The organism is Streptomyces sp. NBC_00647, from assembly GCF_045207245.1.
GTDB lineage: Bacteria > Actinomycetota > Actinomycetes > Streptomycetales > Streptomycetaceae > Streptomyces.
On the sequence record NZ_CP109040.1, the window covers coordinates 5,905,892 to 5,924,126 of the forward strand.

The 18,235-nt window shown below is 70.6% G+C and carries 17 protein-coding genes; 9 read left to right on the forward strand and 8 right to left on the reverse strand.

Features of this window, described 5'->3' with window-relative positions:
* The first annotated feature begins 1 nt into the window (after position 1).
* Positions 2–670, forward strand: coding sequence for a potassium-transporting ATPase subunit C (locus OG788_RS25950; protein ID WP_406373773.1), 669 nt, complete (start codon positions 2–4; stop codon positions 668–670).
* Positions 671–757: 87 nt separating this feature from the next.
* Here the strand turns inward: OG788_RS25950 and OG788_RS25955 are convergent, their stop codons facing one another.
* From OG788_RS25955 to OG788_RS25970, 4 genes are all read right to left on the reverse strand, one after another.
* Entirely contained in the window at positions 758–1,444 is a 687-nt protein-coding gene (locus OG788_RS25955; RefSeq protein ID WP_406373775.1) for a class F sortase, read from the reverse strand.
* 326 nt (positions 1,445–1,770) lie between these two features.
* Positions 1,771–2,376: a hypothetical protein gene (locus OG788_RS25960; RefSeq protein ID WP_406373777.1), complete on the reverse strand. Its 606-nt coding sequence runs from the start codon at positions 2,374–2,376 to the stop codon at positions 1,771–1,773.
* A 299-nt stretch (positions 2,377–2,675) separates the two neighbouring features.
* The gene (locus OG788_RS25965; RefSeq protein ID WP_406373779.1) at positions 2,676–2,882 is read right to left on the reverse strand and encodes a hypothetical protein; all 207 of its coding nucleotides are present in this window, start codon (positions 2,880–2,882) and stop codon (positions 2,676–2,678) included.
* A 60-nt stretch (positions 2,883–2,942) separates the two neighbouring features.
* A complete protein-coding gene (locus OG788_RS25970) occupies positions 2,943–3,518 on the reverse strand; it encodes a universal stress protein (RefSeq protein ID WP_406373781.1) in 576 nt (191 codons plus the stop codon).
* A gap of 176 nt (positions 3,519–3,694) precedes the next feature.
* On the opposite strand from OG788_RS25970, the gene OG788_RS25975 reads away from it, so the two are divergent.
* Positions 3,695–4,429 (forward strand): SDR family NAD(P)-dependent oxidoreductase, encoded by a 735-nt coding sequence (locus OG788_RS25975; RefSeq protein ID WP_406373783.1) that lies wholly within the window; start codon positions 3,695–3,697, stop codon positions 4,427–4,429.
* A 65-nt stretch (positions 4,430–4,494) separates the two neighbouring features.
* On the opposite strand, the gene OG788_RS25980 is transcribed toward OG788_RS25975, so the two are convergent.
* Positions 4,495–4,932 (reverse strand): hypothetical protein, encoded by a 438-nt coding sequence (locus tag OG788_RS25980; RefSeq protein ID WP_019061278.1) that lies wholly within the window; start codon positions 4,930–4,932, stop codon positions 4,495–4,497.
* Positions 4,933–5,512: 580 nt separating this feature from the next.
* Between OG788_RS25980 and hemL the strand changes: the two genes are divergently transcribed.
* The 7 genes from hemL (at position 5,513) to ccsB (ending at position 13,365) form a co-directional block, all read left to right on the forward strand.
* Complete coding sequence (gene hemL / locus OG788_RS25985) at positions 5,513–6,829, forward strand: glutamate-1-semialdehyde 2,1-aminomutase (RefSeq protein ID WP_356754779.1); 1,317 nt, start codon at positions 5,513–5,515, stop codon at positions 6,827–6,829.
* Entirely contained in the window at positions 6,826–7,527 is a 702-nt protein-coding gene (locus OG788_RS25990) for a histidine phosphatase family protein (protein WP_351548305.1), read from the forward strand. Before hemL ends, OG788_RS25990 begins: the two co-directional genes overlap by 4 nt.
* 152 nt (positions 7,528–7,679) lie before the next feature.
* On the forward strand, positions 7,680–8,939 hold the full coding sequence (locus OG788_RS25995; RefSeq protein WP_406373786.1) for a hypothetical protein: 1,260 nt from the start codon (positions 7,680–7,682) through the stop codon (positions 8,937–8,939).
* A 66-nt stretch (positions 8,940–9,005) separates the two neighbouring features.
* Positions 9,006–9,629 carry a TlpA family protein disulfide reductase gene (locus tag OG788_RS26000; protein ID WP_406373788.1) on the forward strand — a complete coding sequence of 208 codons (624 nt, stop codon included), beginning with the start codon at positions 9,006–9,008 and terminating at the stop codon, positions 9,627–9,629.
* 50 nt (positions 9,630–9,679) lie between these two features.
* Positions 9,680–10,417, forward strand: a complete 738-nt coding sequence (locus OG788_RS26005; protein ID WP_351548441.1) for a cytochrome c biogenesis protein CcdA — start codon at positions 9,680–9,682, stop codon at positions 10,415–10,417.
* Positions 10,418–10,420: 3 nt separating this feature from the next.
* The gene (locus tag OG788_RS26010; RefSeq protein WP_406373789.1) at positions 10,421–12,247 is read left to right on the forward strand and encodes a cytochrome c biogenesis protein ResB; all 1,827 of its coding nucleotides are present in this window, start codon (positions 10,421–10,423) and stop codon (positions 12,245–12,247) included.
* Positions 12,244–13,365 (forward strand): c-type cytochrome biogenesis protein CcsB, encoded by a 1,122-nt coding sequence (gene ccsB / locus OG788_RS26015; RefSeq protein WP_406373791.1) that lies wholly within the window; start codon positions 12,244–12,246, stop codon positions 13,363–13,365. Before OG788_RS26010 ends, ccsB begins: the two co-directional genes overlap by 4 nt.
* A gap of 109 nt (positions 13,366–13,474) precedes the next feature.
* Here ccsB and OG788_RS26020 read toward each other — a convergent pair whose 3' ends face one another.
* The 3 genes from OG788_RS26020 to OG788_RS26030 form a co-directional block, all read right to left on the reverse strand.
* Entirely contained in the window at positions 13,475–15,019 is a 1,545-nt protein-coding gene (locus OG788_RS26020; protein ID WP_406373793.1) for an ABC transporter substrate-binding protein, read from the reverse strand.
* On the reverse strand, positions 15,019–17,139 hold the full coding sequence (locus tag OG788_RS26025) for a hypothetical protein (RefSeq protein ID WP_406373795.1): 2,121 nt from the start codon (positions 17,137–17,139) through the stop codon (positions 15,019–15,021). Before OG788_RS26025 ends, OG788_RS26020 begins: the two co-directional genes overlap by 1 nt.
* A gap of 130 nt (positions 17,140–17,269) precedes the next feature.
* Complete coding sequence (locus tag OG788_RS26030) at positions 17,270–18,220, reverse strand: isopenicillin N synthase family dioxygenase (RefSeq protein WP_406376845.1); 951 nt, start codon at positions 18,218–18,220, stop codon at positions 17,270–17,272.
* Between the last annotated feature and the right edge of the window lie 15 nt (positions 18,221–18,235).

An 18,235-nucleotide genomic window follows, 5' to 3' on the forward strand; every position in this document is an offset into this window, starting at 1 on the left:
CATGAACAACTCGGTTATGAACACTGCCCGGTTGCTCTGGGCAGGCCTGCGCGCCCTGCTCGTCCTGACCGTCGTCTGCGGGGTGCTGTATCCGCTGGCTGTCACCGGGGTGGCCCAGGGCCTGTTCAACGACAAGGCGAACGGCTCGGAGATCACGGCGGACGGCAAGGTCGTCGGCTCCTCACTCATCGGCCAGGCCTACAACCTGCCGCTGGAGAAGGGCCAGGAGACCCCGGAGCCCGACCTGAAATGGTTCCAGGGCCGCCCGCAGAACGGCCTCGGCGCCAACAGCGTCAACACCCGGTACAAGCTGATCCTGTCCGGCGCCACCAACCGCTCGGGCGACAACAAGGACCTGATCGACTGGGTGACCGCTGCCAAGGAGGCCGTCATCACGGACAACTCGGTGAACGGCTACACGGTCAAGGCGTCGGACGTGCCCGCCGACGCGGTGACGTCCTCCGGCTCCGGCCTTGACCCGGACATCTCCCCCGACTACGCGGACATCCAGGTCCACCGCGTCGCGGAGAGGAACCAACTGTCCGTGGCCCAGGTGCGGAAGCTGGTCGACGAGCACACCGACGGCCGTACCCTCGGCTTCATCGGCGAACCCCGGGTCAACGTCCTCGAACTCAACATCGCACTCGAGGAACTCGTGGCGAAGAGCTGACGGAATGACCTGCCCTCGGCGGGAGTCGGCGAGCCGGAGGACCTCCGGAATCGCCGACTTCCGGCGCCGTCCTGTCCGCTCGGCCGGTCAGACGAGGTGGGCGAAGACCACCAGGTTGTCGGTGTAGTCCTTGACGGAGCGGTCGTAGGTGCCGGCGCAGGTGATGAGGCGAACCTGGGCGTCGGGAGTGTCGGCGTACACCCGCTCGTCGGGGAAGGCGTCCTTCGCGAAGGTCTCCGTGCTGTCGACGGCGAAGGACGCCGTCCGGCCGTCGGACCGCTGGACGCTGAACTTGTCGCCCTTCTTCAGGTCGCTGAGACCGGCGAACACCGCGGCCGAGGTCGTCGTGTCGACATGCCCGGCGATGATCGCCGCACCCCGCTCACCGGGGGAGACACCCTTGGCGTACCAGCCGACCAGGTTGGTGTCGTTCGCGGGCGGGGGCTGGAGCCGGCCCGAGTCGTCGATGACGAGGTCGGTGAAGGGCGCGTCCACCGAGATCTTCGGGATGAGCAGACGGGTCGGCTCGGCCCGCGGGAGATGCTTCCCGTCCTCGTGAACGGCCGAGGGCGCCCGCGAGGACGAGGGCGCGGGGGCCGCCGCGGCCCGGGAGGCGGGGGAGGGGCCGGACGGTTCGTCATGGCCGCGGAACAGGCTCATCGCCAGCAGGACCGCGATGCCGGCGCACCACACGATCCACGTCACACGACGCCGGGAGTTCCGGCCGGGCGACGTGAACGGGCTCTCGGCAGGAGAGGACAACCGGGCTGCCATCGGGCACCACCTCATCGGGTCAGGGCAGCAGAGCGGACAAGGCCGAAACAGCTTGAGCAGCAAGAGCAGCAAGAGCAGCAAGGGCAGGTACTGCAGCAAGAGCAGCAACAGCAGGAACGCCGGCAAGGGGAGCAGCGGGAGCAAGCGCGCAAGGCCATGGACCGGCAACCGGAGCCGGAGAGGGGGCCAGGGGCCCGGTCAGGGGCGGGGTCAGGGGCGGGGAAGGAGCAGGGGTGGGAGCGGCTGAGGTGTCGGAGAAGGAGAGCCGGCCGGGCCGCCACGGGGTTCGTGGGTGGCGGCCCGGGCCGCTATGTCGTCAGGCATGGTCAGGCCACACCGCCCTCGGCGCTTCTACGGCGCAGCGCGTAGACGCCCGCGGCCGCGACGCCCAGGATGGCGATTCCGCCGGCCGTGACACCCGGCGACGAGGCGAGACCGCCGCCACCGGTGTGCATGCCGCCGTGGGGCTTGCCGTGCTCAGAGTCCTTCTCCCACGAGCCCGAACCCTTTTCGGAGTCGGAGGAGTCCTTCTCCCACGAGCCCGAACCCTTCTCGGAGTCGGAGGAGTCCTTCTCCCACGAACCCGAACCCTTCTCGGAGCCCGAGGAGTCCTTCTCCTTGTAGGTCTCCGGGTCGTACTTCTTGTCGTCCTTGTTCCAGTCGTCCGCCGTGATGGCCGTCAGCGCACCGCCGCCGGTGTGCACGCCGCCTTCCGGCTTCTCGTGGTGCCAGGAGCCCTTGTCGTGCTCGCTGTCCTTCCAGGAGCCCTTGTCATGCTCCTTGCTGGAGGAAGAGGAGTCGTGCTCCTTGCTGGAGGAGGAGGAGTCGCCGTGGTCCCAGTCGCCGGCCGAGACGGCGTAGGCACCGGGGGCGGCGATCGCGAGAGCGGCGGTGGCCGTCGCGGCGGCGAGGAGCATGCGGGCAGATCGCATTTCGGAGTCCTTCCGTCGAGACCAGGCAGCTGACCTCTTGTCAGCAGACAAAAACCCGGCCCGACGTGATCCACCGTCAAGCCGAAGCGGGAAGCCCACCACTTGGGAGACCCGCCCGGCCCACGGCCGACGTACCGCTGATCGGCCGATCGTGCCACCGGCCGAGGTCGGGTGGACCTCCCTGACCTGCTGATTCACCGAGAAGCCCGGTGTCCCGCGGGCCGGTGCGGAGCTCCGCGCATGACCCGATCGGCGGCGACTCGTCTGCTCACCCCGATAGGCCGGGCGGGGCCCCGGCGTCAGATCCCCACGTCCCGGCGGCTCATGTCCGCCGGCGACTCACGGCGTACGAGGACGCGGGCGATGCCGTCGGACACCGCGACCACGCCGGGCCGAACGATCGCCCGCCCCGGCCCCAACATCGGCTGGGGGAAGGGGAGTCGGGCGCGGTCGCAGCCGTCCTCGAGTTCGGCGCGGACCCGGGCGGCCAGGTCGGAGACGTGCACGCTCTCTTCGCCGGCCGGCCGGTGGGCGATGGCGTGACCGCCGCCGATGTTCAGCCGAATTCAGGACCGGCCCTCCGTCAGTTCCCGCGCGTCCAGGGGCAGGCGCAGGCCGATCCGGCGGTGCACCGCGGAGAGGTGGGCCGCCAGGGGCGAGGGCGGTACGGCCAGCACGGGACAGCGGGCGTGCGCGAGGCAGTAACGGGCGACGGAGGGGAGCAGCGCCCGGAGTACCGGCCCGCGACCTCCCGCCCCGACCACCAGGAGGTCGTCCTCCCGGTCGGCGGTCTCCACCAGAGCGGGCCCGCCGGCTCCCTGCACAATCACGGCCCGGTAGGGAACCCCGGGTCCCGCGGTGCCGAAGGCCGCCTCGAGCGTGGCGAGCAGCCGTCGGCCCGCGTCCCGCCGGAGATCCTCCAGCGGCAGCGGGCAGAGCGCGCGCCGGTGTGCGAGGGAACCGCCGGGCGGCTCCCAGGCGAACACGGCCACCAGCTCCGTACCGCCGCGCCGGGCTTCGTACGCGGCCCGGTGCAGGGCCGCCAGGCCGCCCGGCGACCCGTTCACCCCGACCACGACTCGTGTCTGTCCGGCACTCCCGCCCGCACCCTCATCTGTCGCCCGCACCGCGCCCTCACCCATCCCTCGCTCGCTCCTCGGGGTACGACTGCCCCGGTAGGCGTCCGTCTCCCATGGAAGGCGCCCCGGAAGACGGCGAACGGAGTGCTGATGCCTCCCTGACACCCCGGGCCCCCGTTCTGACGGCTCCCTGACCCCGCTCCTGGCACACTGATCGGCTGGGCGCGAGGGAGGCGATCATGCGAGACGGACGGAAGATCACGGTGGTGACCGGGGGCAGCCGCGGTATCGGTGCGGCCGTCTGCCGACGGCTGGCCCAGGAGGGCCACGACCTCGTGATCGGCTACCGGTCCGACCGCGCGGCGGCCGACGCGGTGGCGGACGCCGTCGCCGACGCGGGCCGGAACTGTCTGGCCGTGGCGGTGGACACCTCCGACCCCGCGGCGGTCGACGGGCTCTTCGACGCGGCGGCCGGACTCGGCCCGGTCACCGGGCTGGTGAACAACGCGGGTGTCAGCGGACCCAACGGACGGCTCGCCGACGCCGACCCCGACGGGATGCGGGACGCCCTCGCGGTCAACGTGCTCGGCTATCTGCTCTGCGCGCGCCGTGCCGTGCGGGAGATGACCGCGGCCGGCGGGGGCGCGATCGTCAACGTCTCGTCCGCCGCGGCGACCCTGGGCAGTCCGGGCCAGTACGTCCACTACGCGGCGGCGAAGGCCGCCGTCGACGCTCTGACCATCGGTCTGTCCAAGGAGGTGGCGGCCGACGGGATCCGGGTGAACTGTGTCGCCCCGGGCACGGTCTGGACGGACTTCCACGAGGACCCGCAGCGCCCGGCCCGGGTGGCCGCCGGCATCCCCATGGGCCGCGCGGGCCGGCCGGAGGAGATCTCCGGCGCGGTGGCCTGGCTGCTGTCGGACGACGCCTCGTACACGACGGGCGCGGTACTCCGGGTGGCGGGCGGGCTCTGAGTGTCCCGGCGCCGGTGGGCCGGGTTCCGGGGGAGACCCGGGTCAGGTTTCCGGGAGAACCCGGATCAGGGCCACACCAGGCAGTACGGCTGGTGCCCGGCCTCATGCAGGCGGTGCGAGAAGTCCTGCCACTCGTGCAGCAGCTGGTAGACGTTGAACGCGTCGCGCGGGCCGCCCCGGTCCGGGACGGTGGACCAGATGAACGCGGCCGCGCCGACGGCCTCCTCGCCTATGCCGCGCAGCGGGTCGACGACGGTCATCGGGAGCTTGACCACGGCGTAGTCGGGGTGCAGAACGACGAGTTCGAGCGGCGGCACCTTGTTCAGGGGGACGCCTTCTATGCCGGTGAGGACCATCGCGGCCATCGTTTCCGGCTTGATCTTGGTGAACATGCCGTTCATGCCGAGCTCGTCGCCGCCGAGTTCCTCGGGGCGCATCGAGATCGGGACCCGGGCCGCCGTCGCGCCGTCCGGCGCGCCGAAGTATTTGTACGTCACCCCCACTCGGCCACCATTCCCGCTTTCCGACCGCAGCCGCTCCACCGCGCGGTCGATCCGCTCGGGGTCACTCTGCGATCCCTGTGCCTGTCCAGCCCGTGCGCCGGCCGCTTCCTCCGCCTCGCGCCGGTGTTTCCCCCGCCGGGCACGCCGAGGGTTGAGGTCGTCGGTCCCCTCGCCCAGTCCGCCACCGCGATGCATATCTCCACCCGACTGCTTTTCTAAGTCGCGCGACCCCCGCCACGCAACCCGATCATCGTGACAGTGACCTCCCCCACGGTCGCACGCCGAAACGTACGCCGAAATACCTGTCCGCGGGATCTTCGCGGCCCCTGAACACCGTCGTTCATGTGAGCTGTCCGTTCGTGGCCCAGTTTCGCAGATGGCCGGGGGAAGGAGCCCGGTTGTCGTACCGGCCTCCGTCACACCGGCTCCACGATGGCCGGGATCTTTCCTCTGTGGAGCCGTACGTCGGGCCGGGTTCATCCGTTCACGGCCGTCCCGTTCTTCCCCTCACGGACCCCCGGGGCCCCTGGCCTACCCTGAGGAGGTCACTAGCCCCCCGGAGTCGGAGACGTCGCAGGTCATGACCGAACTGCCTTATCCCTACGAAGCCCCAGCCTCGCAGTCGCTGTTCGACCGTGCGGCGGCCGTCACCCCCGGTGGCGTGAATTCTCCCGTGCGCGCCTTCCGAGCCGTGGGCGGTACGCCCCGGTTCATGGTGTCCGGTACCGGTCCGTACCTGACCGACGCCGACGGCCGTGAGTACGTCGACCTCGTCTGCTCCTGGGGTCCGATGATCCTCGGGCACTCCCACCCGGCGGTCATCGCCGCCGTTCAGGAGGCCGTCTCCCGCGGTACGTCCTTCGGTACGCCCGGTGAGGGCGAGGTCGCCCTGGCCGAGGAGATCGTCGCGCGCGTCGAGCCCGTCGAGCAGGTCAGGCTCGTCTCCAGCGGTACGGAGGCGACCATGTCGGCCATCCGGCTGGCCCGCGGGTTCACCCGGCGGTCGAAGGTGATCAAGTTCGCCGGCTGCTATCACGGGCACGTCGACTCGCTGCTCGCCGCGGCGGGCAGCGGGGTGGCGACCTTCGCGCTGCCCGACACGCCCGGCGTCACCGGCGCCCAGGCCGCCGACACCATCGTCCTGCCCTACAACGACCTCGAAGCCGTGCAGGCGGCCTTCCACGCGCACCCCGGTGAGATCGCCTGCGTGATCACCGAGGCCTCGCCCGGCAACATGGGTGTGGTGCCTCCCGCGCCCGGCTTCAACCAGGGCCTCAAGGACGCCTGCGCGAAGAATGGCGCCCTCTTCATCTCCGACGAGGTCATGACCGGCTTCCGCACGAGCAAGGCCGGCTGGTACGGGATCGACGGCGTGCGCCCCGACCTGATGACCTTCGGCAAGGTGATGGGCGGCGGCTTCCCGGCCGCCGCGTTCGGCGGCCGTGAGGACGTCATGGCGCACCTCGCGCCCGCCGGGCCGGTGTACCAGGCGGGCACGCTCTCGGGCAATCCCGTCGCCACCGCCGCCGGGCTCGCGCAGCTGCGGCTCCTCGACGACGCGGCGTACGACAAGGTGGACGCGGTGTCGGAGCGGATCCGGACGCTGGTGACCGAGGCGCTCACCAAGGAGGGTGTGACCCACCGCCTGCAGAGCGCCTCCAACATGTTCTCCGTCTTCTTCACGGGACGTGAGGTGCGCGATTACGAGGGCGCGAAGGCGCAGGAGTCCTTCCGCTACACCGCGTTCTTCCACTCGATGCTGGCGCAGGGCGTGTATCTGCCGCCGTCCTCGTTCGAGTCGTGGTTCGTGTCGACGGCTCACGACGAGCAAGCGGTTCAGCGGATCGCCGACGCCCTTCCGGCGGCGGCACGGGCAGCGGCGGAGGCCACGGCATGAGCGAGACCATCGGGACGACCGGCGACAGCGACATCACCGTCGTCCACCTGATGCGGCACGGCGAGGTCGCCAACCCGGACGGGGTGCTCTACGGGCGGCTGCCCGGGTACCACCTGTCCGAGCTCGGACGGCAGATGGCCGACCGGGTCGCCGAGCACCTCGCGTCGCGTGACGTCACGCATGTGGTGGCCTCGCCGCTGGAGCGGGCGCAGGAGACGGCCACGCCGATCGCGAAGGCGCACGGTCTCGACCTGGCGACCGACGGCCGGCTCGTCGAGGCGGACAACGTCTTCCAGGGCAAGACCTTCGGCGTCGGGGACGGCGCGCTGCGGCGGCCGGAGAACTGGAAGCACCTCGTCAACCCCTTCAAGCCGTCCTGGGGCGAGCCGTACGTCGAGCAGGTCGTGCGGATGATGGGCGCGCTGGACGCCGCCAAGGACGCGGCGCGTGGCCACGAGGCGGTGCTGGTGAGCCATCAGCTGCCGATCTGGATCGTGCGCAGCTATGTGGAGAAGCGTCGGCTGTGGCACGACCCGCGCAAGCGGCAGTGCACGCTGGCGTCCCTGACGACCTTCACCTACCGGGGCGACAAGATCGTGTCCGTGGGCTACACCGAGCCCGCGCGCGATCTGGTTCCGGCTCATCTCCTCGCGGGTGCCAAGCCGGTGAAGGGCAAGGACAAGGCGTTCGGGGCCTGACGGGCAAAAGCCGATAAGCCCGGCCGAATGGGCGCATCTTCGTAAAATCATATAAATCTGTGCGCGTTGGACGGAACCTCCGACTTCATCGTGCCCTCTCATGGGATGCCAGCTGAGAGCCAGCTGAGAGGGTGCGATGAAATGAGGACCGCATGCGGGACGTCAGCCGGAGGGGAATGATCGGCCTCGGGGCAGGTGCCGCGGCCACGCTGGGACTTGCCGCGTGCGGCACCATCGCGCAGAAGGACGCCGTGGGTCACCCCGGCGGTTCCCCCACGGCCGGCACCGGCAGGCCGGGCGCCCCGAAGCGGACCGCGCGCCCCATCGGTGACGGTTCCACCGCCTACACGGGCAAGCAGCCGCGCCAGCCCGAGCGCCCCGTGCCGCTGGAGCCCGGCGAGACCCCGCCGCAGTTCGTGGTCTTCTCCTGGGACGGTGCCGGAGAGGTCGGCACCGGCCTCTTCGAGCGCTTCCTCCAGCTCGCCCAGGAGAACGACGCGCACATGACGTTCTTCCTCTCCGGGCTCTATCTGCTGCCCGAGTCGAAGAAGCGCCTGTACCTGCCGCCGAACAACCCCCGCGGCGCCTCGGACATCGGTTACCTGAGCGACGACCACGTCAGGTCCACGCTGAAGCTGGTCCGCCGGGCCTGGCTCGACGGCCATGAGATCGGCACCCACTTCAACGGGCACTTCTGCTCCGGCTCCGGCTCGGTCGCCAACTGGACGGCCCGGCAGTGGCACAGCGAGATCGAGCAGGCCAAGTCCTTCGTGACGGAGTGGCGCACCAACTCGGGCTGGACGGATCTGCCCGCGCTTCCCTTCGACTACGAGAAGGAGCTCATCGGCGCCCGCACCCCGTGTCTGCTCGGCCAGAGCAACCTGCTGCCCGTCGCCAGGGAGCTCGGCTGGCGCTACGACGCCTCCTCGCCCGGCGGTGTCCAGCGCTGGCCGCAGAGGAAGCAGGGGCTCTGGGACCTGCCGCTCCAGGCGATGCCCTTCCCCGGGCACCGCTTCGAGGTCCTCTCGATGGACTACAACATCCTCGCCAACCAGTCCGTCAACTCCACCCGGGCGCCCTCGTACAACTACCCGGCCTGGCGCACCCAGGCGGCCGAGTCGTACATCTCGGGATTCAAGCGGGCATACGAGACGAATCGCGCCCCCTTCTTCATCGGCAACCACTTCGAGGACTGGAACGGCGGCATCTACATGGACGCCGTCGAGCAGGCCTTCACCCACATCGCCCGGGAGAGGGAGAAGAGCGCCGACGTGCGCCTCGTCTCCTTCCGCCAGTTCGTGGACTGGCTGGATGTGCAGCGGCCCGAGGTGCTGGCGAAGCTCCAGTCGCTGGACGTGGCGGAGCGGCCCTCCGGCGGCTGGAACTCCTACCTCCGGGGGCGTGCCGCCTGAAATGCGGGTTTCCACCCGCAAGGGGGGTGCGGAAGATCCCCGAAACGGGCATGCGAAACTTTTCACATGAGTGCCGCCTGCCGCGCAGACCAGCGCCCGAACCGCACCCGTGGCCGTCTCGCCCTGTACGCCGCCGGGGCCGCCGTCGCCGCGCTCCTGCTGTCCGCGTGCGGCTCGGGCGGCACCTCCGGCGGCGCGGGCAAAAGCAACTACGTTTCCGGCAAGGACGGCATCTCCACGGTCGCCAAGGGGTCCAGGGACGCCGTCCCTGACCTCTCCGGAAAGACTGTCGACGGCAAGCAGCTCGACATCGCGGACTACAAGGGCAAGGTCGTCGTCCTCAACGTGTGGGGTTCCTGGTGCCCGCCGTGCCGCGCCGAGGCGCCGAACTTCGTCAAGGTCGCCAAGGAGACCGCCGGGCAGGGCGTGCAGTTCGTCGGCATCAACACACGTGACGCCAGCACCTCATTGGCGAAAGCCTTCGAGACGGAGCAGAAGGTCACGTATCCCAGCCTGTACGACCCGACGGGCAAGCTGATGCTCCGCTTCAAGAAGGGCACGCTCAACCCGCAGACGATCCCCTCCACGCTCATCATCGACCGGGACGGGAAGATCGCGGCCCGCACGCTGCAGGCGCTCAGCGAAGAGAAGCTGCACGAGATGCTCGACCCCATCGTCGCGGAGAAGTGACCGGCGTGTCCCTTCTCCTGTCGTCAACGGACCTCGCCGCCTCGACCGGCATGAACACCACGGTCTACAGCGGAGCCCTGCTGCTCGCGCTGCCGATCGCCGTGCTCGGCGGGCTCGTCTCCTTCTTCTCACCGTGCGTCCTGCCGCTCGTCCCCGGCTATCTGTCGTACGTCACCGGAGTCAGCGGCACGGATCTGGCGGAGGCCAGACGGGGGCGGATGGTCGCGGGGGCGAGTCTGTTCGTGCTCGGCTTCACCGCCGTGTTCGTCTCCGGCGGGGCGCTGTTCGGGTACTTCGGCTCGACCCTGCACGAGTACAACGGCACGCTCAGCAAGGTCCTCGGCGCGCTGATGATCGTGCTGGGTGTGTTCTTCATGGGGCTGATGCCCTGGCTCACCCAGCGCGAGTTCCGCTTCCACCGGCGGCCGGTGACCGGGCTCGCGGGTGCGCCGCTGCTGGGTGCCCTCTTCGGCATCGGCTGGACGCCGTGCCTGGGACCGACACTCACCTCCGTCAATATGCTCTCCATGGACCAGGCGAGCGCCGGGCGCGGGGCCATACTGACCGTCGCGTACTGCCTCGGTCTCGGAGTGCCCTTCGTCCTCGCCGCCGTCGCCTTCCGCAAGGCGCTCGGCGCGTTCGGCTGGGTCAAGCGGCACTACACCTGGGTCATGCGGATCGGCGGCGGAATGATGATCGTGACCGGCCTGCTCCTGCTGACCGGTGCGTGGGACGGCATCGTGCAGCAGATGCAGACCTGGTCCGACGGCTTCACGGTAGGGATCTGACCCATGAGCACCACTGACACCGGCAACACGACCGGCCCCGCCGGCGCCGGGGGGCCGGCCGACGAGGACACGCGGGCCTCCCAGGACGCGCGGGACGCACGGGAGATCGGCGAGGCCGGTTCGCAGCTGTCCACCGCGCCCGTGGAGACGGCGATGCCCGGCTCCTTCGGCGGCGCGCGCACCCCCGGCGCCCTGGGATGGATCGCCTGGACAGGCCGCGAGGTCACCGGCTGGGTCCGCTGGATCTGGCGCCAGCTCACGTCGATGCGGGTCGCGCTGATCCTGCTCTTCCTGCTGTCGCTCGGCGCCATCCCCGGCTCGCTCATCCCGCAGTCCAACCAGGACGCGGCGAAGGTGCAGGAGTTCAAGGACGCGCACAGTGCTCTCGGTTCGCTCTACGACCGGCTGGGCCTGTTCCACGTGTACAGCTCGGTGTGGTTCTCCGCGATCTACATCCTGCTGTTCGTCTCGCTCATCGGCTGCATCGTGCCCCGCACCTGGCAGTTCGTCGGACAGTTGCGCGGCCGTCCGCCGGGCGCCCCGAAGCGGCTCACCCGGCTGCCCGCGTACACGACCTGGCGCACCGCGGCGGAGCCCGAGCAGGTCCGCGAGATCGCGCTGAAGGTGCTCAAGCAGAAGCGGTTCCGGGCGCACGTCGACAAGGACGCCGTCGCCGCCGAGAAGGGCTACCTCCGCGAGACCGGCAACCTGCTCTTCCACATCGCGCTGATCGTGATGCTCGTCGCCTTCGCCTGGGGCCAGCTCTTCAAGTCCGAGGGCGACAAGCTGATCGTCGAGGGCGACGGCTTCTCGAACGCGCTCCTGTCCTACGACGACTTCAAGTCCGGCAGCCTCTTCAGCACCGACGACCTCACGCCGTTCAGCTTCGACTTGAAGAACTTCACCGGCATCTACGAGCGGACCGGCCCCAACAAGGGCACGCCCCGCACGTACCAGGCGACCGTCGACTACAGCGTCGGTGCCTACGGCAAGGGGAAGAAGACCGTCGTCAAGGTCAACGAGCCGCTGGTGATCGGCGACTCGAAGGTCTATCTCACCGCCCACGGCTACGCGCCCGTCGTGACCGTCCGCGACGGCAAGGGGAAGGTCGTCTTCCACGAGGCCGTGCCCCTGCTGCCGCTGGACTCCAACGTCACCTCGCAGGGCGCCGTCAAGGTCATGGACGGCTACCGGAACGCGCAGGGGAAGAGCGAACAGCTCGGCTTCTCCGCCTTCTTCGTGCCGACCTTCGCCGGGGCGGGCAAGGGCGACATGTTCTCCCAGTTCCCCGCGCTCGACTACCCCGTGCTCGCGCTGAGCGGCTTCCACGGCAGCCTGGGGGTCGACGCGGGCCTCCCGCAGAACGTGTACCAGCTCGAGACCTCCCACATGAAGCAGTTCAAGGACGCCAAGGGCGAGATCCTCAAGTCGCGGCTGCGGCCCGGCGAGACGATGAAGCTGCCGGACGGCGCCGGTTCGATCACCTTCGACAAGGACATCAAGGAGTGGGCGAACTTCCAGGTCACCCAGCAGCCCGGCAGTGACTGGGCGCTGGCCGGAGCGTTCGCCGCGATCTTCGGCCTCGCCGGATCGCTGTTCATCCAGCGCCGCCGTGTCTGGGTACGGGCCACCACGGGCGCCGACGGCGTCACCGTCGTCGAGATGGCGGGGCTCGGCCGCAGCGAGTCCGCGAAGCTTCCCGAGGAGCTCGGCGACCTGGCCGCGCTCTTGCACGAACAGGCACCCACCAAGCCCGACGAAGACGCGGCACCCACCGACGCCGACGCCGAACCCCCCGCAACAGCCGCCGAAGGGGCTGAGAAGCAGTGACGCTCGCCACCGCACACGACCTGGGCGCCGTGACCGACCTGGCCACCGCGACCAACGAACACCTCGCCAACATCAGCAACACGCTGATCTACTCGGCGATGGCCGTCTACACCCTGGCCTTCTTCGCCTACATCGCCGAGTGGCTCTTCGGCAGCCGCAGCAAGGTCGCCCGCACCGCCAACGCGCTCACCGCGAACGGCGCCAAGGCGACCGCGGCGGCCCCCGAGGTCACCGTGCAGAAGGCCGGCGGCACCGCCGTACTGGAGCGGCCCAAGGTCGTCACCCGGTCCGCGGTGGGCGCGCGGGACGTCCCCGACGGGCCCGGTGCGCACGGCGGGGACGAGCAGGGTGACCTCTACGGGCGGATCGCCGTGTCCCTCACGGTGCTCGCGTGGGCCGTCGAGGCGGCGGGTGTGGTCGCCCGCGCCCTGTCCGTGCGGCGGGCGCCGTGGGGCAACATGTACGAGTTCAACATCACCTTCTCCACCGTCGCCGTCGGGGTCTTCCTCGTCCTGCTCGCGCTGAAGAAGAACGTCCGCTGGCTCGGCCTCCCCCTGGTCACCACGGTCCTCCTCGACCTCGGTCTCGCCGTCACCGTCCTGTACACCGCGAGCGACCAGCTGGTTCCCGCGCTGCACTCGTACTGGCTGTACATCCACGTCTCGACCGCGATCCTGTGCGGCGCCGTCTTCTACGTGGGCGCCGTCGGCACGCTGCTCTACCTCTTCAAGGACTCCTACGAGAACAAGCTCGCGAACGGCGGACAGCCCGGCCGGTTCGCCACCTCCGTCATGGAGCGGCTGCCCGCCTCGGCCTCGCTCGACAAGTTCTCGTACCGCGTGAACGCCGCCGTCTTCCCGCTGTGGACGTTCACGATCATCGCGGGCGCGATCTGGGCGGGCGACGCGTGGGGCCGCTACTGGGGCTGGGACCCCAAGGAGACCTGGGCGTTCATCACGTGGGTCGCGTACGCCTGCTACCTGCACGCGCGGGCCACGGCCGGCTGGAAGGGCCGCAAGGCCGCCTACATCGCCCTGATCGCCTTCGGCTGCTGGCTGTTCAACTACTACGGCGTCAACATCTTCGTCAGCGGCAAGCACTCCTACGCGGGCGTCTGACACACCCGAACGAGACAAGGCCGGCACCGGGGACCCACGTCACCGAGGCCGGCCTTCGTCGTCCCGGCCGCAGCGCCAGGACGGCCGCAGGCCCGGGACGGCGGCAGCGCTAGGACGGCGGCAGGCACTCCGCCGCGGGTGGCTTGCCCTCGGGCCAGGCGATCCGTACGAACCGGGCGCGGCTGTCGTGGGTCAGTTCCACGATCGGCACGGCCTTGTCGTACGGGTTGCCGTGGGCGTCCAGACAGATCCAGCCGCTCGCCCCGTTCACCCGCAGCTGCTTGCCCTTCACCTGGGGCCACTGGAGGCCGACGTCCACGAGCGCGGGGATCCGCCCGGTCGGCGAGGCTCCGCGGATGCCGTGCACCGCGAGCCGCATGGCGTCGTACGCGATGATCAGCTGGCCGTCGTCCAGGGCGACCTTGCCGAGGGGGCCGACCGGACCCCGCGCGGCACGGTCCAGCAGCCGCTGGAGCACCTTCGCGTCGGCCGCGCTGCCGCCGGTTCGCGCACGGTCCTCGAGCCAGGCGTCCGGGTGGGCGAGCGCCGTGTAGCGCACGGTCATACGCGGGTCCTCGAGCGCGGCCGGGTCGAGGTCCTTGTCACCGGCGAGGTACGAGCCCTCGTCGCCGGTCAGCACGGTGAAGCGGCGGTCGGAGCAGCCCCGGGCGCCCAGCGCGTTGATGAACTGCCGCAACTGGGTGTGCCGGCCCGCGAACAGGATGGTGTCCGTGCCCTTCGGCGTGTTGCACAGGATGTTGGCGATCTGCGCGAAGACGTTGGCGGTGCTGCCCTCCTTGCTGCGGTCGGCGGGCGGCGTGAACGGCTGGGCCTCGTAACGCGCGCCCTTGAGCATCTTCTCGAAGGACCTCTGGAGCGTGCGGGTGTACGGGTCGCCCGTCCGGTCGTAGACCAGGAAGGCGTTGGCCGCCGACACCTTGGCGAAGGAGGCGAGAGCGCGCGCCTCGTCGGTGTTGGTGGGGGAGACACGGGCGAGCCCCGGGAAGGGGTCCTCGCCGTTCTGCCCGTTGGCCAGGTCGTCGGCGGTGATCGAACTCCCTATCACCGGGATGCCCCGCCGGGTCAGCTCCTCGACCGCCTTCTGGTTGTTGTCGGTGCTCAGCCCGACCCCGGTCACCGCGCGCAGCCGGTCCGGGCCCTTCGCCATCCGCTCCAGCTGGTCTACGGTGTGCCGCCAGGAGGCGCCGGTGGCGCCGGGGTTGGCGAGCACGAGCCGGATCTTCGGCTTGAGCCCGGTCGTGTCGTGGTTCGCCTGGTACTGCGCCAGATAGGCGCCCTGGAGCTCGTGCAGTACGTCGCGCAGGTTGTCCGCGTCGGTCGCCGTGAAGGGTTCGAGCAGGGCGACGGTGACGTAACTGCCGGGAGCCAGACGGTGGTTCTCGCGGTTGATGGCCCGGACGGCGTCGGCGAACTGCGGACGTCCGAAGGCGTACGTCGTCGAGGAGACGCCCACGCACTCGGCACTGTCCTTCGGCTGCACGACCCCCGGCGCGCACGACCGGTCCTCCTTCGCGGCCGTCATGCCGCCCCACACGCCGAGGCCCACGAGGACGGCCACGAGCGTCAGCGCGATGTACCGGCGGAAACGTATCTCCCAGACGTCCTCGCGCAGCCACACCCATAAGCGAGCCATCACCGGTCCCCCTCGTCGTCGCCCGGGATGCGCAGCGGCCGGCCGGCCAGGGCGTCGGACGGCCAGTCCCGCGAGGCCCGCCACAGCAGGGCGTTGCCCGCGGGCCGCAGGTTCGACAGCTGTTCCAGCTCGAAGCGCAGCCGCTCGGTCACCCTCGGGTCCGGCAGCACCAGCGGATCGGTCAGCTGCCACACCGCGTGCAGCAACCGCCTTACCCGCAGGTGCAGTACGGCGTCCACTCCGCTCGGCGGCAGCTGCGCGGCGTCCGTGCGGCCGAGGGCGACGGCGGCCCGGTGGTCGTGGCCGTCGAAGTCCCGGCCGTCCGGATCGTGCGCGTGGTAGTACGGCGCCGAGGCGATGAAGACCAGTGAGGACAGCCAGCGGCGGGTGTCGGAACGGGGGAAGGTGTCGCGCAGATGCGCCACCGCGAAGTCCGCCTTGCCGAGGGCGAGTTCGTGATGCAGCCGGTAGCGGGCGCTGTCGGGCAGGGCGGTCTCGCCCGCGTCCTGGTAGTGGTCGATGAGGGCGCGGTGCACCGCCCGCCACCGCTCGTGGTCCCGGTCGCCGTGGTGCAGCCTCAGCAGGAGCAGCGCGCGCAGGAAGGGGTCGCCGACGAACTGTCCGTCCGCCGTCGCCCAGCCCTCCGAGGCGAGCCGTTCCTCCAGGTCCAGGACGCCCGACGCGCCGAAGTCCTCCGGGAGCCGGGACTCCGCGAGCGAGCGGGCCGAGTCGCGGTCGTGGGCCGCTGCCAGCACGGTCAGTTCGTCGAGCCGGCCGCCGGGGACGAGCCGGTCGAGGAGTTCCTGATAGGCGGGGCGGCCGGCGTGGTCCTCGTGCAGGGCGACATCGGCGGTCAGCAACATGCCCAGTGTGTCGGCGCCTTCGGGCAGGTTCTGCCGTGCCGAGGCGGCCAGCAGGGTGATGCCGAGCGGGCTGCCCACCGTCAGCCGATGCGTGGCGTGCGGGAGTTGGGGTGGCACGGAGACAGGTCCGCCGGAGGCGGTGCCGAGACCGCCGGACGCGGTGTCCATGATGTGCAGGGTGTCGTCGGGGGTCAGCGGCGGAAGTGAGACGAGCAGGGCCCGCGAGGACGGCGAGGTACCGGGCCGCCAGCCGGTCTCCCGGGCCGCCTCGGGCAGGACGAGCCGGCCCGCGTTGCGCAGCGCCGGATGCGCGTAGCCCCGTAGCGCGGCGAAGAACACGACCTGGTCCGCGATGCCGTCGGCGCGGTCGCGCAGGACGGGCTCCAGGAGCCCGAGGCCCCCGGGCTCCTGGACGTTGTCGATCAGCAGGACCGGGCGCCCCCGCCGGTGCGAGCGCTGCACGACCCCCGCGTACGCGTCGTCCAGGTCGGCCAGCAGCGCCCGTACGAGATGGCGTTCGGCGTGTCTGCGGGAGTCGCCGCCCGCCCGGAAGTGCCGGGAGAGCAGGATCAGCGCGAGCTTGGGGCTGCCGCCCGCGTTCGGATAGTCCCGGTACCAGGTCGCGGCCCTGCGCAGCCGGCGGTGGGCCGGGGAGACTCCCTCCGTGAAGGCCTCCAGGGTCGCCTCGATGATCGGCTCCACCACCGGGCCCGTCCCGCTCATCGACGCGATGAGCTTGGAGATCACCTTGCTCACCCAGCGCCCCGCGAACCCCGACAGCCACGAGTCGGTCTCGTTGAGCAGCAGGATCCGCTCCGCCTCCTGCCGGATGCGCGGCACGTCACGGTTGCTCCAGCCGCCCGCCGCCACGGCCAGGAGTCCGGAGGACAGTCGCGGAAAGCCGATCCTTCCGGCGCCCTTCACCGGTTCGGCGAGCTGCTCCGCGGCCGTGGTGAGCGCCTGTCCCACCGGGGACCAGGACTCGGCGGGACGGTCGGCGGGCGGCGCGGCGAACTGCCGCTCCTCGCCGTCGATCAGAGCGACCGGGGTGTGTCCGCGATAGGCCTCGCGCAGTTCGAGGAGCAGGGCGGTCTTGCCCAGCCCCCGGCCGCCCGCGAACACCACGAACGGCAGTTCCCCGGAATGTTCGTACGGTGTGGCGCGGAGCTGGTACGGACGCAGACCGACCAGTCGTGACGCGAGCCCGGGCGGATCGGTGTCGAACAGCGCCCCCCTGCCGTGCAGCCCTGAGTGCACCGCATCTCCCCCTGGTCCGCGGTCCGGTCCGATGTGCTGCTGTGAGGTGTATCAACAACAGTTTAAGAAGGGGGGGTTGGTTCGGGATAGGCCGCCTGGTGTCCGTTCAATTACGAAAACGTTCCACCGTTCAACCGACAGTGATCGAATCGAGCTTCTCCCGCAGGTAGACATGCGAGTCGACGGGTTCGTACATGACGCGGCCCACGGGGGCGGGCACCGACTCGACCAGCGTTCCCGGTGTGCATTCGCCGAAGTACACCAGCGAGATCAGCTCCTCAGCCGGCGCGTCGGCCGGCGGCGGCAGCACCCGGTGCCGTCCCGAGCGCCACCGGTCGCCGGTCCAACGGGCCATCAGATCGCCGATGTTGATCGTGAACGCCGCCGGGTCGAAGGGCGCGTCCTGCCAGCCGTCCTCGTCCGTGAACACCTGGAGCCCGCCCCTGCCGGCCTGCCGGTCGAGGATGGTGACCGTGCCGAAGTCGGTGTGCGGCCCGATGCGGAACTGGCCCGGCTCGGGCTCACCGACGACCTCCGTCCCCGGATACCAGTTGATGTTGAAGCCGTACGTCGGATGGTCCATGTGCCGGGTGAAGAAGTCCGGTTCGAGGCCGAGCGCCTCGCCGAGCAGTGCCAGGAGGCGGTTCTCCAGCTCGCCCATCGCCGTCAGGTACTCCGCGCAGAATTCGCGCAGGCCCGGAGCCTCGGCGGGCCAGACGTTCGGCGCGTACCACTCCGCGTTGGTCTCCGGGTCCTCGAACGGCTCGTGCGTCGCGAACGTCAGGGACTCCTTGAGGTCCGGCGGGGTCTCGGTGCCCTCCGCGTAGCCGTTGGCCTCGGCACCCGGCCCGAGCCAGCCGCGCCCGCCGACCCGGGCGGCGTACGGCTGCTTCTTCTCGGCGGGCAGCACGAAGAAGGCGCGGGCGGCCTCCCGGATGCGGCGGCGCAGCTCCGGGTCGACCCCGTGACCGGTGACGAGCAGGAAGCCGGCCGTCCGCAGGGCGTCGTCGACGGTACGGGCGACGGCGGCACGCGCCCCGGGGTCTCCGGACAGCCAGGGGCGCAGGTCGATGGTGGGGATGCGGGAGGCCGCCGG

Bases quoted from the DNA above. Each gene is read 5' to 3' on its own strand.
- OG788_RS25950 (WP_406373773.1), top strand. From the start codon at position 2: ATGAACAACTCGGTTATGAACACTGCCCGGTTGCTCTGGGCAGGCCTG.
- OG788_RS25955 (WP_406373775.1), bottom strand. From the start codon at position 1,444: ATGGCAGCCCGGTTGTCCTCTCCTGCCGAGAGCCCGTTCACGTCGCCC.
- OG788_RS25960 (WP_406373777.1), bottom strand. From the start codon at position 2,376: ATGCGATCTGCCCGCATGCTCCTCGCCGCCGCGACGGCCACCGCCGCT.
- OG788_RS25970 (WP_406373781.1), bottom strand. From the start codon at position 3,518: ATGGGTGAGGGCGCGGTGCGGGCGACAGATGAGGGTGCGGGCGGGAGT.
- OG788_RS25975 (WP_406373783.1), top strand. From the start codon at position 3,695: ATGCGAGACGGACGGAAGATCACGGTGGTGACCGGGGGCAGCCGCGGT.
- hemL (WP_356754779.1), top strand. From the start codon at position 5,513: ATGACCGAACTGCCTTATCCCTACGAAGCCCCAGCCTCGCAGTCGCTG.
- OG788_RS25990 (WP_351548305.1), top strand. From the start codon at position 6,826: ATGAGCGAGACCATCGGGACGACCGGCGACAGCGACATCACCGTCGTC.
- OG788_RS25995 (WP_406373786.1), top strand. From the start codon at position 7,680: ATGCGGGACGTCAGCCGGAGGGGAATGATCGGCCTCGGGGCAGGTGCC.
- OG788_RS26000 (WP_406373788.1), top strand. From the start codon at position 9,006: ATGAGTGCCGCCTGCCGCGCAGACCAGCGCCCGAACCGCACCCGTGGC.
- OG788_RS26005 (WP_351548441.1), top strand. From the start codon at position 9,680: ATGAACACCACGGTCTACAGCGGAGCCCTGCTGCTCGCGCTGCCGATC.
- OG788_RS26010 (WP_406373789.1), top strand. From the start codon at position 10,421: ATGAGCACCACTGACACCGGCAACACGACCGGCCCCGCCGGCGCCGGG.
- OG788_RS26020 (WP_406373793.1), bottom strand. From the start codon at position 15,019: ATGGCTCGCTTATGGGTGTGGCTGCGCGAGGACGTCTGGGAGATACGT.